This is a genomic window from Microcoleus sp. N9_A1 (genome assembly GCF_036701795.1).
Taxonomy (GTDB): Bacteria; Cyanobacteriota; Cyanobacteriia; order Cyanobacteriales; family Microcoleaceae; genus Microcoleus.
Genome location: NZ_JAUBRI010000006.1, coordinates 50526 through 65921, shown reverse-complemented (window position 1 = coordinate 65921; position 15396 = coordinate 50526). Strand labels below are relative to the sequence as shown.

General features: G+C 45.3%; 13 protein-coding genes. 8 read left to right on the top strand and 5 right to left on the bottom strand.

Features of this window, described 5'->3' with window-relative positions:
* Positions 1-23: 23 nt before the first annotated feature.
* Both QUA58_RS04300 and lysS read left to right on the top strand, forming a co-directional pair.
* Positions 24-161, top strand: a complete 138-nt coding sequence (locus QUA58_RS04300; RefSeq protein WP_333393141.1) for a hypothetical protein — start codon at positions 24-26, stop codon at positions 159-161.
* 329 nt (positions 162-490) lie between these two features.
* Positions 491-2044: a lysine--tRNA ligase gene (lysS, locus tag QUA58_RS04295; protein WP_333393140.1), complete on the top strand. Its 1554-nt coding sequence runs from the start codon at positions 491-493 to the stop codon at positions 2042-2044.
* 335 nt (positions 2045-2379) lie between these two features.
* On the opposite strand, the gene QUA58_RS04290 is transcribed toward lysS, so the two are convergent.
* The 4 genes from QUA58_RS04290 to QUA58_RS04275 all read right to left on the bottom strand — a co-directional run bounded on the left by QUA58_RS04290 (position 2380) and on the right by QUA58_RS04275 (position 5840).
* A complete protein-coding gene (locus QUA58_RS04290; RefSeq protein ID WP_333251953.1) occupies positions 2380-2979 on the bottom strand; it encodes a TerD family protein in 600 nt (199 codons plus the stop codon).
* A gap of 211 nt (positions 2980-3190) precedes the next feature.
* A complete protein-coding gene (locus tag QUA58_RS04285) occupies positions 3191-3763 on the bottom strand; it encodes a TerD family protein (protein WP_333251952.1) in 573 nt (190 codons plus the stop codon).
* Positions 3764-3818: 55 nt separating this feature from the next.
* The gene (def, locus tag QUA58_RS04280) at positions 3819-4352 is read right to left on the bottom strand and encodes a peptide deformylase (protein ID WP_333251951.1); all 534 of its coding nucleotides are present in this window, start codon (positions 4350-4352) and stop codon (positions 3819-3821) included.
* 246 nt (positions 4353-4598) lie between these two features.
* Positions 4599-5840, bottom strand: a complete 1242-nt coding sequence (locus tag QUA58_RS04275; RefSeq protein WP_333393139.1) for an HhoA/HhoB/HtrA family serine endopeptidase — start codon at positions 5838-5840, stop codon at positions 4599-4601.
* A 247-nt stretch (positions 5841-6087) separates the two neighbouring features.
* Between QUA58_RS04275 and dnaA the strand changes: the two genes are divergently transcribed.
* From dnaA to dnaN, 3 genes are all read left to right on the top strand, one after another.
* Positions 6088-7458, top strand: coding sequence for a chromosomal replication initiator protein DnaA (gene dnaA / locus QUA58_RS04270; RefSeq protein WP_333251949.1), 1371 nt, complete (start codon positions 6088-6090; stop codon positions 7456-7458).
* 188 nt (positions 7459-7646) lie between these two features.
* A complete protein-coding gene (locus tag QUA58_RS04265) occupies positions 7647-7976 on the top strand; it encodes a hypothetical protein (protein ID WP_333251948.1) in 330 nt (109 codons plus the stop codon).
* Positions 7977-8021: 45 nt separating this feature from the next.
* Entirely contained in the window at positions 8022-9161 is a 1140-nt protein-coding gene (dnaN, locus tag QUA58_RS04260) for a DNA polymerase III subunit beta (protein ID WP_333251947.1), read from the top strand.
* Between the two features lie 297 nt (positions 9162-9458).
* Here dnaN and QUA58_RS04255 read toward each other — a convergent pair whose 3' ends face one another.
* Positions 9459-10919: an ATP-binding protein gene (locus QUA58_RS04255; RefSeq protein WP_333251946.1), complete on the bottom strand. Its 1461-nt coding sequence runs from the start codon at positions 10917-10919 to the stop codon at positions 9459-9461.
* Positions 10920-11734: 815 nt separating this feature from the next.
* Between QUA58_RS04255 and QUA58_RS04250 the strand changes: the two genes are divergently transcribed.
* The 3 genes from QUA58_RS04250 (at position 11735) to QUA58_RS04240 (ending at position 15385) form a co-directional block, all read left to right on the top strand.
* Entirely contained in the window at positions 11735-12814 is a 1080-nt protein-coding gene (locus tag QUA58_RS04250) for a permease (RefSeq protein ID WP_333251945.1), read from the top strand.
* 219 nt (positions 12815-13033) lie between these two features.
* The gene (locus QUA58_RS04245; protein WP_333251944.1) at positions 13034-13822 is read left to right on the top strand and encodes a TIGR03943 family putative permease subunit; all 789 of its coding nucleotides are present in this window, start codon (positions 13034-13036) and stop codon (positions 13820-13822) included.
* 183 nt (positions 13823-14005) lie between these two features.
* On the top strand, positions 14006-15385 hold the full coding sequence (locus tag QUA58_RS04240) for an oligosaccharide flippase family protein (RefSeq protein WP_333251943.1): 1380 nt from the start codon (positions 14006-14008) through the stop codon (positions 15383-15385).
* Positions 15386-15396: the final 11 nt, after the last annotated feature.

Sequence of the window (15396 nt, the reverse complement as noted above, 5' to 3'; positions counted from 1 at the left end):
GGTTTTTATATCTAAGAGTGTGTGTGGTCGATTCTGGCAGAGGTGCGATGAGTCGAGTTCGATCGCCCGCTTCTCTGCTGTTCAGTTTCTGTGGAACTGCCGTGAGGCTGCACTACATATCATCTCACCACTTGCGATCGACATACAACTTAATTTTTTAATGTTTCGCCCGCTTTGACAGTTGGCAGTTGACAGTTGACAGTTAGTAGTTGACAGAAAGCAGTTGACAGAAAGCAGTTAGCAGTTGACAGATTTTAGTTGACAGTCAAGGTCGGCTCGACGCTCGCAATGTATCTTGGTTGTTTGAAAAATTCGTCTGTGTTGCCCAGTTATGATAAAGTCTAGTGTTTCTCACATTTTGCAGCTTGGTCACGAACAGGCAAGATGCCTGTCCCACCCCAAGTGAATTTTCTGGTGGGGTGGGCTGGCGAGCCAGCCCGAGAATAGTGCAAGATGTAAGATATTGGTAATTTTAATCAGGCAATAAGTAATGACTCTGAGTGAAGCCGAAGTCCGCAGTCAAAAAGTAGACGAACTGCGATCGCAAGGCATAGAACCGTATCCTAGCCAATCCTACGCGCGATCGCACACAGCCCAACAAGTTCGCGAAATATTTAGTCAGCCAGGAAAAGAACTCGAAAACGGACAAAGTGACCCCGAAGAAATTCCCCTGCGATTAGCCGGCCGGATTATTTCCAAGCGAGACAGCGGCAAAATTGGCTTCATCGATTTAAAAGACGCCACAGACAAAATTCAACTCAAAATCGAGAAAGCAATCGTCACCGGCGAAGTCGGTTTGAGCTTTGACCAAATTAAAAAATTGCTTGATGTCGGCGATTTTGTCGGCGTAGAAGGTATCGGCTGCCGCACGCCCAGGGGAGAACTTTCTATTTTAGTGCGGGAATTCACGCTTTTATCAAAAGCTACGATGCAATTTCCCGATGCTTATTACGGAGTTAATGACCCCGAAGTATGCCGTCGCCACCGCGAAATGGATTTAGCTAGCAACCAAGATGCGCTCAACCGTTTCATGCTGCGTAGCCGCATCGTCCAAAGCATCCGTTCCTATCTCTGGAAAGCCGATTTTTATGAAATAGAAACACCGACATTGCAAGCAATTTATGGCGGTGCTGCTGCTAAGCCATTTATCACGCATCATAATGCTTTGGAGATGGATTTGTATTTGCGAGTTGCACCGGAACTGTTCTTAAAAAGGGCAATTTGCGGCGGTTTTGAGCGAGTATTTGAACTAGGAAAAGCCTTTAGGAATGAGGGCATTGATAGCACACACAATCCAGAGTTTACGTCTTTAGAAGTTTACCAAGCTTATGCAGATGTGTTCGACATCTTAGGAGTTGTCGAAGATATAATGTGTTTCGCAGCGGCTGCTGTCTTTGGGGATGTCAAAGAAATTGAAAATCAGGGGGAAACGATTAGTTTAGAACGCAAGTTCGACTACAGCGAAAAATATCCCGGTTTCAGTGGCAAACACTGGCAAGTGAAAACGATGGTAGAAGCTGTCAGAGACGAGTTTGGGCTGGATTTTGACAGTTTGGATCTCGAAAGTGCGATCGCCTCTGCAACCAAGCTAGAAATGCACCTTTCCAAGTTAGAACAACAGAGTTTAGGCTACGTGCTCTACGCAGTTTTTGACAAATTAGTTGTTCCCAAACTAATTCAACCTACATTCATCATCGACTATCCTGTCGAAGTTAGTCCCTTAGCCAAAGGACACCGCAGCAAACCCGGATTTGTCGAGCGTTTCGAGCTATTTATCAACGGCACAGAATACTCGAACGGATTCTCAGAATTGAACGATCCGAAAGAGCAAAGAAAGCGGTTTGAAGAACAATTAGCACAGAAGAATGCAGGAGATGACGAAGCGCATCCAATGGATGAAGATTTCATCCAAGCGCTATCTTTGGGAATGCCGAATTGTGCGGGAATGGGCATCGGCGTAGACAGATTGGTAATGCTTTTAACTAACACTCAAAGCATCCGAGATGCCGTGATGTTCCCGACAATGCGGCCTGTCAAAGATTAGTAAAATCTTGTAGGGTCGGGTTCACCAATAACATTTGATTCCCACAAACAATCTAGATAAACCCGCCCCCCCCACAACAAACAATTCACATCAACATTGATTTTTATTGAACGCTCAAATTGTGCATTTAGATTGCTGGTTGGGTGGGGGCGGGTTTATTTAGTTTGTCAATTATTGGCTAATATTGGTGGTGAACCCGCCCCTACAGTTCTGCGTGGGGAAATTGTGCATTTAGATTGCTGGTTAGGCGAGGGCGGGTTTATTTAGGTTATCAATTATTGGCAAATTTTGTTGCTGAACCCGCCCCTACAAGCCTCAATCTAACGAATTTCATATCACCGCATAAATGAACCGACAACACCGTTCATATCTTCAGTTAAAGGATTTCCCAAAGCCTTAAATTTCCACTCGCTACCTTCTCGATAGACTTCTCCCATCAACATATTTAATTTGCCTTCATAGGAAGGATCATTTGACAAGCGATAGCGAGCGATTTCTTTCCCGGCGGCATCTACAGCCCTCACGTAAGCATTTTCTACCATGCCAAAATGCTGTTTTCTTTCTTTGCCATTGTAAATATTTACGCCCAAGATAATTTTGTGATATTCTGCTGGCAATGAGCTCAGTTTCACAAATATTTGTTCGTCGTCTCCATCTCCAGCCCCGGTGAGATTGTCGCCAGAGTGAACAACTGTTTTGTCGTTTGACTCCAAATGAGAGTAATAAATTACATCCTCTTTGTAGTTCTTGATTTTGCCATTTTCCCCCAGCAGCAAAGCGTAGGAATCTAAGTCAAAATTAGCACTGCTGCTTCTGCCGAAAAGACCTTTTTTAGCTTGTGCAACATCCCAGCCCAAAGCCATTGTCACTCTGGATAAGTCGAATTCGCTTTTGCTGAGAACGATCGATTGTCCTTTTGTCAAGTTGATAGCCATAGTTTTGTGATTTTGTAAGGTTTATCGTGCAATATGGGATTGATAAAAAGACCGGGCGGTTTCAACAGTACGTCCGATCTGTTTATTCCCCGGAGATTCCCCTAAATCCCCCTTAAGGGGGGGACTTTGAGAACTCTCTTGCCCCCCCCTTTTTTAAGGGGGGCTAGGGGGGATCGACTTTACCTGAACCGTATTGTTTTATATCGACCTTTTATCCGGCATACTTGTCTACAAAGCTTTGCAAGCCTGAATTGTAGCCTTGTCCTACGGCTTGGAACCTCCACTCGCCGTCTTTCTTGTAGAGTCTGCCAAATTCCATCGCAGTTTCCTTCCCAAAATCCTCATCCAAATCGTACTTCGTGACTTCTGTGTTAGTAGTGGTATCGTAAATCCTGATAAAAGCATTCCGCACTTGACCGAAGTTTTGCCTTCTCGATTCAGCTTGGTCGATTGTTACCACAAACACAATTTCTTGCACCGCCGGATCAATTTTTGTTAAATCGACTGTAACGGTTTCATCATCGCCAACTCCTTCTCCGGTTCTGCTATCTCCCAGATGTATTACAGAACCGTCTGGCGACTCTTTGTTGTTGTAGAAAACAAAGTATTTTTCGCTGGGAATTTTGCCAGTAGCCCCCAACATAAACACGGAAGCATCTAAGTCAAAGGCCCCGCCGGTGTCTGTAGCATTTATATCCCATCCCAAACCGATCCCGGCATTTTTCAGCCCTGGTGCTTCTTTAGATAGATTGATTCTCCCGCCTTTTTCCAAATTGATAGACATTCGCCCTCCTATTCACAAAATCAATTTTAGTTACCGATCGCCATTATATCAATTATCACAGGAGCTTGACAAATTGCTGCTGGTACTCATCCTCTGTCATCAGTTCGTGGGTATTTTCCACTCTGTCTAAAAACACGATGCCATCTAAATGGTCGTGTTCGTGTTGAAAAATACGGGCTACAAAGTCGGTCAATTCTTGTCGGTGGAGTTTGCCGTCTCTACTGGTGTATTCTATCTCGATCGCCCTACTTCTCGGCACCAACCCGCGAATCCCCGGAATGCTCAAACAGCCTTCCCAGTCTTTGACCGTCTCTGTTGATACAGCGAGAATCCGGGGATTAATCATCGCCGTCGGTTCCATCTTCGGCGCTTGGGGATAGCGCAGGTTGGGGCGGGATGCGACGATGAACAGCCGATCGCCCTTCGCCGCTTGGGGGGCCGCAATCCCTACTCCGTTCGCCTGTTGTACGGTAAAAATCAGGTTGTCGATTAGCTGTTGAATGCGATCGTCCTTCACATTCTCCACAACTTGCGACGGTTGGCGTAATACGGGATTTCCTAATTGTGAAATTTGCAAGATTTCTGGCATATTAATTAGTTATTGGTGTTAAGTTAAGCCTGGAAGCATTAAAAAATCTCGTTTTTATCCGAGGCCAGATCCCCCTAAATCCCCCTTAAGAAGGGGGACTTTGATCAGAATCTTGTCCCCCCCTTCTTAAGGGGGGTTAGGGGGGATCTGGGCCTAATCGTCAAACAGCAGTCTCTAACTACGTTTGAGGTAAAACTGAAAGGAATGGGTAATGAGGAATTGGTAATTAATCTTCCTTCTTTCTTCCTATCGAATTTTTTGCACCGGCAAACTCCCCGGTTTTACAGTCAAATTAACTATTTGTCCATTCCGATTAATCTCCATTTGCAAAAGACCGCCAACTTTCGCATTTTGCACGAAATCCTGAACAGCTTCCGACTGAATAATCGGCTGATTGTTAAGCTTTTGAATCACATCTCCAGCCCGCAAACCTGCCGCCGCCGCCGGAGAATTAGGAACCACGCTCACAATCGCCACACCCCGCTCGACTGCAACTCGCAGATTGCTATTAGCATTGCTGTTAATTTGCTGCTTAACTTCAGGAGTCAGCGTCGCCATTTCAATGCCCAAATAAGCGTGTTCGACTTTCCCCGTCGAAATCAGTTCCTGCGCCACCTGTTGGGCCGCCTGAATCGGAATCGCAAACCCCAATCCTTGAGCACCTTGAATAATTGCCGTATTCATCCCAATAACTTCCCCCGAAGCATTCAGCAGCGGGCCGCCGGAATTCCCCGGATTGATTGCAGCGTCTGTTTGAATAAAACCGATGCGCTTGTCGGGCACGCCCACATCAGAGCTCGATCGCCCCGTAGCGCTAATAATCCCCGCAGTGACGGAATTGTCCAAACCCAAAGGATTGCCGATCGCGATCGCCCATTCCCCAGACAACAGCTGATCCGAATTGCCGATCGCCACCACAGGTAGAGCGTTCGCCTCAATCTTCACCACAGCCACATCCGTCACCTTATCCGCCCCCAACACCCGCCCCTGAAAGCTGCGGCCATCCTTGAGAGTTACATTTACCGTATCGGCTCCCTCTACAACGTGAGCGTTAGTGAGAATCACGCCGTCGGCACCAATGACAAAACCCGAACCAGTGCCGCGTTCGATCCCGCCCCGGCCGCCCGAATTCGGATCTGCACCAAAAAAATCTTCCGGCGACAGCCCTCTATTTCCCGGTTTCACCCGGCGCGAAGCATCGATCCGAACCACTGCCGGGCCAACTTTTGCCACCGCAGCCACAATAAAATTCACATTAGCCCCGTCGCCCGACAAGGAAGCAGGCGGCAAGACTTTGCTAACTCGATCCTTTGTACTAGGAGGCAGTTGCAATTTCGGTTCCAGCGCCCTTTGTCCCGAGTCGCCAGAATTTGCACGAAATTGAGAAACCGTCAGACGATCGCCCAACATGGCGGCCCCAGCTCCCGTTGCCAGCAGCAATATGTAAATTGCCGGTTGCTTCCAAAACTTGCCAGTAGAACTCTTCATAGCCATGTTTTTAGGCTTTCCTGCCGAATATAAATACTTGTTTAGAGCTTCTCTCTGATACCTGTTTTTTGCCTCATTGCCGCAAAATTTTGGGCGATGGCGTCCCGCCCCGCAAGCTACGGCAGACTCCCTTAAACTTTAGCATTGTTGATCGATCGATCAACCTTCAAAATCGCCAATTCGATTAAACTGAGTTTTCGAGAAGACAAATTCAATCTCTTTAAATGCCGATCGGCAAAGGTAAGCAGTGGACATTACCCTCGAAAGTCTGTGGAATCAGATACTTGAACGTCTCCAGGTACAACTGAGCAGACCTAGCTTTGAGACGTGGATCAAAACAGCTACAGCCGAACAACTCGAAAATAACTGTTTGATCGTCAGCGCCCCCAACCCCTTTGCTCGCAATTGGTTGCAAAAATATTACAGAGAAATCCTTGCCGATGCAGTCGAAGAAATTCTCGGCTATCCCGTAGACATTTACTTGACAATTGCCGGGGGAAATGAAACAGGTGGCAGCAACGACTCCGCCATGATTTGGGCATCCCCGATCGCCGATAGCCCCGAAAGCCACTCGCTACACCCACCTAAACCAGCGCATTTAAACCCAAAATACCTATTTTCCCGCTTTGTCGTCGGTTCCAACAACCGCATGGCCCACGCAGCATCCCTCGCCGTAGCCGAGTCTCCGGGCCGAGAATTCAATCCCCTATTTTTGTGCGGCGGCGTCGGTTTGGGCAAAACTCATCTCATGCAGGCGATCGGTCATTACCGCTTAGAAATTGACCCCAACGCCAAAATTTTTTACGTTTCTACTGAAAAATTTACCAACGATTTGATTGCAGCCATTCGCAAAGATAGTATGCAAGCTTTCCGCGATCATTATCGCGCAGCCGATGTTTTATTAATAGATGACATTCAATTTATAGAAGGCAAAGAATACACTCAAGAAGAGTTTTTTCACACTTTTAATACTTTGCACGAATCGGGAAACCAAGTAGTTTTAGCTTCCGATCGTCCGCCGCAGCAAATCCCCCGTCTGCAAGAGCGCTTGTGTTCCCGATTTTCGATGGGATTAATTGCTGATATTCAATTGCCAGACTTGGAAACGCGGATGGCAATTTTGCAGAAAAAATCTGAATATGAAAATATGAGGCTGCCGCGAGATGTCATTGAATATATTGCTTCTAGTTACACTTCCAACGTTCGGGAATTAGAAGGAGCTTTGATTCGGGCGGTAGCATATCTTTCAATTACCGGTTTGCCGATGACCGTGGAGAATATCACCCCGGTTTTGAACCCGCAAACTGAAAGCGTAGAGGCGACTCCCGATGCAGTAATTGCAGTTGTGGCCGAGGCGTTTGATGTTTCTGTTGAAGATTTGAAAGGCATTTCCCGCAGGCGAGAAATTAGCTTTGCCCGTCAAATAGGGATGTATTTAATTCGGCAGCACACTGGTTTGAGTTTGCCGAAAGTTGGCGAAGTTTTCGGCGGCAAAGATCACACAACTGTGCTTTACAGTTGTGACAAAATTGCTCAGTTGCGGAACACTGACCCGAATTTGGCCCAAACTTTGCGTCAGTTGAGCGATCGAATTAACGTTATTAGCCGCAAAAGTTGAGAAGAAGTCATTAGTCAGTTGTCAGTTGTCAGTCAGTCAGTTGTCAGTTGTCAGTCAGTTGTCACACCAATGACTCTATGCAGCGATTTCAAGATCCGAATCATCGAAGGGGTAACTCTCGCATAACCGACACTCTCTATGCGTAGCAGCTAGCCTGTGGAAAAACCTGTGGAAAATTTGCCCTCCATTTGTGGAAAACTTTACTCGATCGCCCTTCCATTTTTGTGCACAAAAATGGAAGGGCGATCGACTTTAGCCAGCTTTTCCACAAGTTTTCCACAGGCATTTATGAGCGACAACTCAAGCACAGCAAGCAATTATTTTATTTTTCCACAGTTTCCACAGGGCGATCGCACAAAAATAATTCAATAAAAAAAAACTGTTCCGCCAACTGCCAACTCTTCCTGGTTGCTTCGGTAAACTCTCAACTGACAACTGACAACTGCCAACTGCCAACTGCCAACTGCCAACTGTCAACTGTCAACTGTCAACTGTCAACTGTCATCAGCTTTCTGTGATACGATTTGTTTCTGTTTCAAATCCGGTTAATTAACCTTCCACCCATGAAATTGGTTTGCACCCAAAGTGACCTCAACGCCAACCTCTCGTTGGTAAGTCGGGCCGTTCCCTCCCGCCCGACACATCCGGTACTAGCCAACGTGCTCTTAGTAGCGGATGAGGAAAATCAGCGGGTTAGCTTGACAGCTTTCGATCTCAGTTTAGGCATTCGTACCAGCTTTGCAGCAGAAGTGACCGGCGGCGGCAGTTTTACCATACCCGCTAAATTGCTCAACGATATTGTTTCCAGACTCCCAGATGGAGAGATTACTTTAGAAGACGAAGCCGGAGACACCGTAGCATATCTCACTTGCAGTTCTGGCAGCTACCAAGTCAGAGGCATGGGCCCAGAAGAATTCCCAGAATTGCCTGCAATAGAAGCCGGAACAATCCTCAAATTGCCACCGGAAGCCTTGATAGAAGGACTCAAAGGAACTTTATTTGCTACTAGCCCCGACGAGGCAAAACAGGTACTTGCAGGCGTGCATTTAAAGGTATTGCAAGATTGCTTGGAATTTGCAGCTACAGACGGCCACAGATTGGCAGTAGTTCAAACTGCCAATGAAAAAGCTGAAGGCGAAGAAACCCAAGAAGAATTTGAGGTAACAGTCCCCGCTAAAGCATTGCGGGAAGTAGAAAGAATGCTGGTGATGCGGCAGTGGACTGAACCTGTAACCCTGCATTTTGAACACGGTCAAGTAGTGTTTGAATGGGCAGACCAGCGGCTGACAACCCGCACCTTAGAAGGGCAATATCCCGCATACCGCCAGTTAATTCCGCCCTCCTTTGAGCGGCAAATTACTCTAGAAAGGCGATCGCTCTTAGCAGCCGTCGAAAGAATAGCAGTCTTTGCCGACCAAAAAAATAATATCCTCAAATGCAGCATCGACGAGGAAAATCAGGAAATTACTTTGTCGGTAGATGCCAAAGATGTCGGCTGCGGCAAAGAGTCAATGCCGGCACAGATTTCCGGAGATAGCATAGATATTGCTTTCAACGTGAAATACTTAATTGACATTTTGAAAACAGCTCAGTCTCCCGAAATTCAACTGCAATTAAACGGTGCTCTTGCTCCTGTAATTTTTCAACCTTTGGGCGGAGTCAATGCTACATTCTTAGTGATGCCAGTTCAGCTAAGAGCTTAATTGACAGTTGACAGTTGACAGTTGACAGTTGTCAGTTGGCAGTTGTCAGTTGGCAGTTGTCAGTTGGCAGTTGACAGTTGACTCAAGCAACAAGGAAGAGTTGACACCCGTAGAGTGCGTCAGTTTAGTAATTCTCAATCATTATCGAAAATCTCATAGGGATCTGTTTAGGTACGTTGTTGCGCTTTAGGGCTCTTATATATAGTAGCGCCCAAGCCCAACAACATACCTTTATTGAATGTGACAGTTGCGTAATTACTCTACAAAAATACTTCGTTACTTAATCCTGAACAGCCTTCAAATCAATGGCAACAAAATTTCAAACTCAGTACCTGTACCGGGCGTAGAATGCAAATTTAACTTGCCTTTATGCTTTTCCGTAACAATTTGATGGGTAATTGCCAACCCCAAACCGGTACCTTTCCCGGCAGGTTTAGTGGTAAAAAATGTCTCAAAAATCCGCCGTTGAATTTCTGGCGGAATTCCCGGCCCGTTATCGGCAATTCGGATGGCTATCCAAGCGTTATTTTGATTTTTTTCCGCTGCTTCTGGGCAGAAGTCGCCGTTTTGGCTGGCGGACGATAGCTGTTTTGCATTTTGTCGTAGCTTGCGGGGCGGAACGCCATCGCCCAAAACATAATTTTGAAGTAATTCCGAATTCACGAAGTCTCCGTCAGAACTGTCTATTAGCTCAGTTTCAATCGTAATCGCAGGTACAAAACCTATTTCTCCTTTTACCTCTTCCAAAGCATCGATCGCATTGCTGACGATATTCATAAATACCTGACTCAACTGACCAGAGTAACACTTGACCAAAGGCAAATCCCCATACTTTTTAACTACTTTAAACCCGTACTTAAGACGGTTTTTCATGATTAGCAGCGTACTGTCAATACATTCATGGAGGTTAGCTTCTTTCAAGTGAGTTTCGTCCATGTGAGAAAAGGTGTGCAGGCTGGTGACAAGTTCCCTCAGTCTCTCTGATGAAACCTTCATACTTTTGAGAATTTCCACCCAATCTTCTTGCAAAAAATCAAATTCTATGTTTGCTTTGAGTGCGTGAATTTTTTCGCTAGGCCCGACAATTTGCTCGTAAGCCGACAGCAACTCCATGATGTCTTTCGAGTAGTTAGACAAAAAGCCGAGATTTCCGCTGATGCAGGTGACAGGGTTTCTAATTTCGTGAGCGACTCCAGCTACCATCTGCCCCAAACTGGCCAATTTTTCGGTTTGAATTAGTTGAGATTGAGTTTGCTGCCTCAGCAATTTTGTCGCTAATTCGTGAATGTTTGACTGGGCCACTAACAGTTCGCGTACATCTACCAAAGTATAAGTTTGGGGCGACACTTGAACCACAATCGGCTCGTAAAGCAGTTCTTTCGAGCGCTGCAGCGACTTGCGGGCTGCATCCACGATTAAAGTATTGCTGGGAAAGATCAAAGTCTCAATTTCAGCAAAGCGGTATAAAGCCTTCACAGGTCGTTTTAAAAATAATTCTCTTCCAAAAGGACGGCTGAGAAATTCTAAAAATCTCCGCCGGGAAATCATGCCGACAAATTTACCTTGATTTGTCAAAATGACTCCCGGTAACAGCGGATTAGTTTCTAACATCTGGGAAATTTTCATCCCGAAATCCGTAGCTTCTACTTGAAAATCGTAAAGCGATAATTCTTGGAGAGTAGAGTCTAAACGAAGTTCTCCAGAGTCAGCTTCGGACGCGGGTTGTACTGGTATTTCTACGCAAGAAGTATTTAACATAAATTCATCAGCACGCTTTTTAGGGTTTTTATTTGCCAGCAGACATTCAGTTACCAAAGCTCAGTCGGTGAGTAGCTGAGTGCTTTGGCCGACATCCCTCTGGCAAACAGCATTTTAAATTACACAAAAAACTTATGGTGGAAAATGTGATTTTACCACTCCAAGTATTAGGCAAGTTCGAGCATGACCGAGATAGATGCGCTCTGGCGATTATGCCTGACTTTATTTTATATCGGCTTGATGCGTATTAACTATTATTTGGAGTATTTAACTATTAGTTAACCTTGGGCTAAAACCTTAACCTGTTGTTAACAATAACCCAATTTTGCTGAAAAATATCATTAATTGATGATACAGGAAAATCATAATTGCGCGAATCTCAAATACCCCGCTAGGTTTACCCATAGAGTCTCGCCGTCTAAACAAGCTTGCCACTTTAATTATTTTTTCGTTGCAACAAACCAATAAAACGCCATATTTTGCGATACTTTAATTAATTAAATTTTCGTTAATTTGTCCAATGATTCGCGCCAATACAATTAAGAATTATCCGGTCTTTCAGAACAATATAAAATTAATTTTAACGAGTATTATTCTCAGGTTGAAATATAGAGATTATAGCCGAGCATTGCTAGGGAAGCGACATTGCCGTGTCCGGTGCTGGAATCTGCAACTTTTAATGGTTGCTATAACATTGAGGACGATCGCCAAAAAGTTTCAACGGAATTTTAAATTTAGTGCTGTGCAGAAGGTATGATCGACAGGGAGTCCGCCAAATACGTGAAACTAAATACCAATTTACCAGTAGGCGATCGATGCAACCAGCCCTAACGAATCAGTTAAACAATGCTTTTACCCTTTTTCTCAGCTTGTTAGTAGAAGCAATACCTTTTCTGCTGCTGGGAGTCTTATTCTCAGGTTTGCTGCTGGGCTTTGTAGACGAACGCAAACTCGTATCCCGCATCCCGCGAAACCCGCTGCTGGCGGCTTTGATGGGTAGTTCGATCGGCTTTTTGTTTCCCGTGTGCGAGTGCGGTAACGTGCCCGTTGCCCGCAGGTTACTGATGCAGGGAGTGCCCGCACCAGCCGCGATCGGCTTTTTGCTTGCGGCCCCCACCATCAACCCCGTGGTAATTTGGGCTACTTGGACGGCATTTCGGGATCAGCCAGAAATTGTAGTTTTGCGGGTGGTATTTTCTCTGTCTATAGCCACAATTATCGGCTGGGTGTTCAGCGCCCAAAAAGACTTGCGGCCTCTGCTTCAACCCTCTGTAGCCCGCGCGATTCCCCTCCCAAAACCAGAGTTTTCCGAAAAAAACCTCGCCCAAGACAACACTCCGCTATTGTTGCAGTCGGGAACTTTTATGCTCGGTCAGCCGGGGGGGGCGGTGCCGATCGAATCTTTGCTACAAGACGACTGGAAGCCATTACAAACAGGCAAAACAGAAAAAACCTCGAAACGTTCCTCGATGTTCCACCCTGTTTCTAAAGAGCGTCTGCGCCTGCTTTTAGATACTATGGTACAGGAGTTGCGCGAATTGGGAGGAGTTTTGGTAATCGGAAGTGCGATCGCCGCCATCATTCAAGTTGGCGCACCCCGCGAACTAATTCTCAACCTCGGCCAAGGCCCCGTTTCCTCGATTCTCGCCATGCTGCTATTAGGCGCAGTCGTATCGATTTGTTCTACAGTAGATGCCTTTTTTGCCCTGTCTTTTGCCGCCACATTTACCAGCGGTTCGCTGTTAGCATTTCTCGTTTTCGGCCCGATGATTGACCTCAAAGGCATCGGTTTAATGCTCTCTATTTTTAAAGGTCGAGCCGTAATTTACTTAATTGTCTTGGCTGCTCAGTTAACCTTTTTAATGACCCTCGCTGTCAACTTGCATTTAGGTTAATAACTTAGCTAGAACAGACAACTAATACCCTTTGAAAATTTTTATTTTCAAATACCTTGATTCACGACACGGAAGTCACAGATCTACGGCTAGCTATTTTTCCCCTCTTCCTTCTTCGTTATTCCCTCTTTTTGTTCCTTCTTCGTTATTCCCTCTTCTTCTGCCTTTTTTCTTCTTCCTTCAACGTCTCAATTCCCAATTATCAATGACTATTAAAAAATGAATATTAAAAAAATTAGCCCCTGGCTGGACGCCCTAGCTATCTTAGCGTGGGGAATACTGCTTCTTAAATATTGGATTACCGGGAAATTAAGCATTCTCATTCACCCCAATTACTTTGGCTTGACTCTAGCAGGAGGAATCGGCTTAATGGTTATTGGCAGTTTAAAAACTTGGGAACTCTTAAAGGTCGATCGCACCACAAAGCAATCGCGGATATCAACAGCAAATAACTCTCTCAGAATCACAGAAATTGAACACGTTACTTTGTTTCCCCCCAGTATCGGCAGCACCTTAATGTTGAGCGTCGCATTAATCGGTTTACTAACAACGCCACGCACATTTACCAGCCAGACAGCATTAGAACGAGGTCTCACCGAATCCCTGCCCATCACCAGACTGCAACCACAAGAATTTCGCAATATTACAAAACCCGAACAGCGATCGCTCGTCGAATGGGTGCGGCTGTTAAATTTCAACCCCGAGCCAGATACATACAGAAGTCAAAAAGTCAAGGTTCAAGGATTTGTAATTCATCCCCCTAACCTAGCAGAACAATATATGTGGATCGGGCGTTTTATCATTACCTGCTGCGCGGCGGATGCCTATCCGATCGGGTTGCCGGTCAAATTAGCGATCGGTCAAAGCCGCATCACCTTTGCCCCAGACAGTTGGCTAGAAATAGAAGGAGAAACAATCGTAGAAGAACTACAAGGTAAGCGCAAATTAATCATTCAAGCATCCTCCCTCAAACCAATTCCCGAACCAAAAAACCCTTATGATTATTAGATGTGGAGCCGTTTGCAGATTAAATTTTATCTTTCTGATTGTAAAATGTGCGTCGGGCCCTTCCTCCCTAGAAAAATCAAGATACGGTAAAGTCAGCTAAAAAAATGGCTGCAGCATCCTGTAGAAGTTGCCAACGGCAAATTCAGCAACTAGACTCATAATTAGGAAATAAGTTGAGAGTATATGTCATCAGAAAAAAAATTAGCCATCAAAGGCGCATTCTGGACGATCGCCAGCTATGGAAGCAGTCAAATTATTCGATTTGGCAGCAACCTAATTTTGACCCGCCTGCTTTTGCCTGAACTATTTGGTCTGGTGGGTCTAGCCTACGTTTTCATCACAGGCGTCAACCTATTCACAGACATAGGTCTGGGCCCAAGCATCATTCAAAACAAACGCGGGGACGAACCTCAATTTTTCAACACCGCTTGGACAATGCAAGTTCTTCGCAGCTTACTTGTTTGGTTGTGTTTAATTGTAATCACCTGGCCAGTTGCTAAATTCTATGAAGAACCCCGTCTCCTGTGGTTGCTTCCCTGTATAAGTATAAATACCTTAGTAGGAGGGTTCAAATCCACTTCCGTATCCACTCTCGAACGCAAAATGAGCGTCAAGCAAGTAGTGCTTTTTGAGTTGGTCATACAGGCAGTTTCAACTACAGTGATGATTGTCTGGGCCTTTTTCAATCCCACAATCTGGGCCATCATCGCCGGCGGTTTGACTAGCTCTATAATAGAGTCAGTATGGAGCCATTTTTTGATTCGCGGCCAGTCAAACCGCTTCGCTTGGGATAAAGAAGCCGCTAAAGAAATATTTTCTTATGGAAAATGGATATTTTTGTCTACGATGTTATTTTTTCTGTGCTCTCAAGCCGATCGCCTAGTTCTAGGGAAAATCTTTACTTTAACAATCTTGGGCATTTACGGCATCGCTTTTACCCTCGGCGATCTGCCACGCCAAGTGATCATCGCCCTCGGAGGTAGGGTAATTTTCCCCTCTATTTCGATGCTAGCAGAGTTGCCTCGGGAAGAATTGCGCGCCAAAATTATTAAAAACCGCAACTTAATTCTGATACCTTTAGCCATAGGCTTAGCAATTTTTGTGAGCTTTGGAGATCAGCTAGTTTTAACACTGTACAGGAAAGAGTATATGGCAGCATCTTGGATGATGCCAATCTTGGCTTTAGGTATCTGGCACACTACTCTCCACAATTTGATGGGTTCTTGTTTGTTAGCGGTTGGCAAATCTCAATATGCAGCTATGGGCAATCTGGTAACTTTCTTGAGTATCGCTATTGGCATCCCGGTGGGATATCATTTTCTGGGTAATTTAGGTGCTGTGATTGCTGTAGCTGTTGGTGATATTCCTACTTATTTAGTAACTAGCTACGGTCTTTGGAAAGAAAAGCTAACTTGTTTTTGGGAGGATCTCCAATTGACAGCACTGTTCTTAGGGGTACTAGCAGGCATACTGTGCGTTAGAATGTATCTGCTGGGTTGGGGGCTACCTATCGATAAAATATCACCGATGGATTTAGTACCGATCAATCAACTGTTTCAGTAAACAAAAAGGAG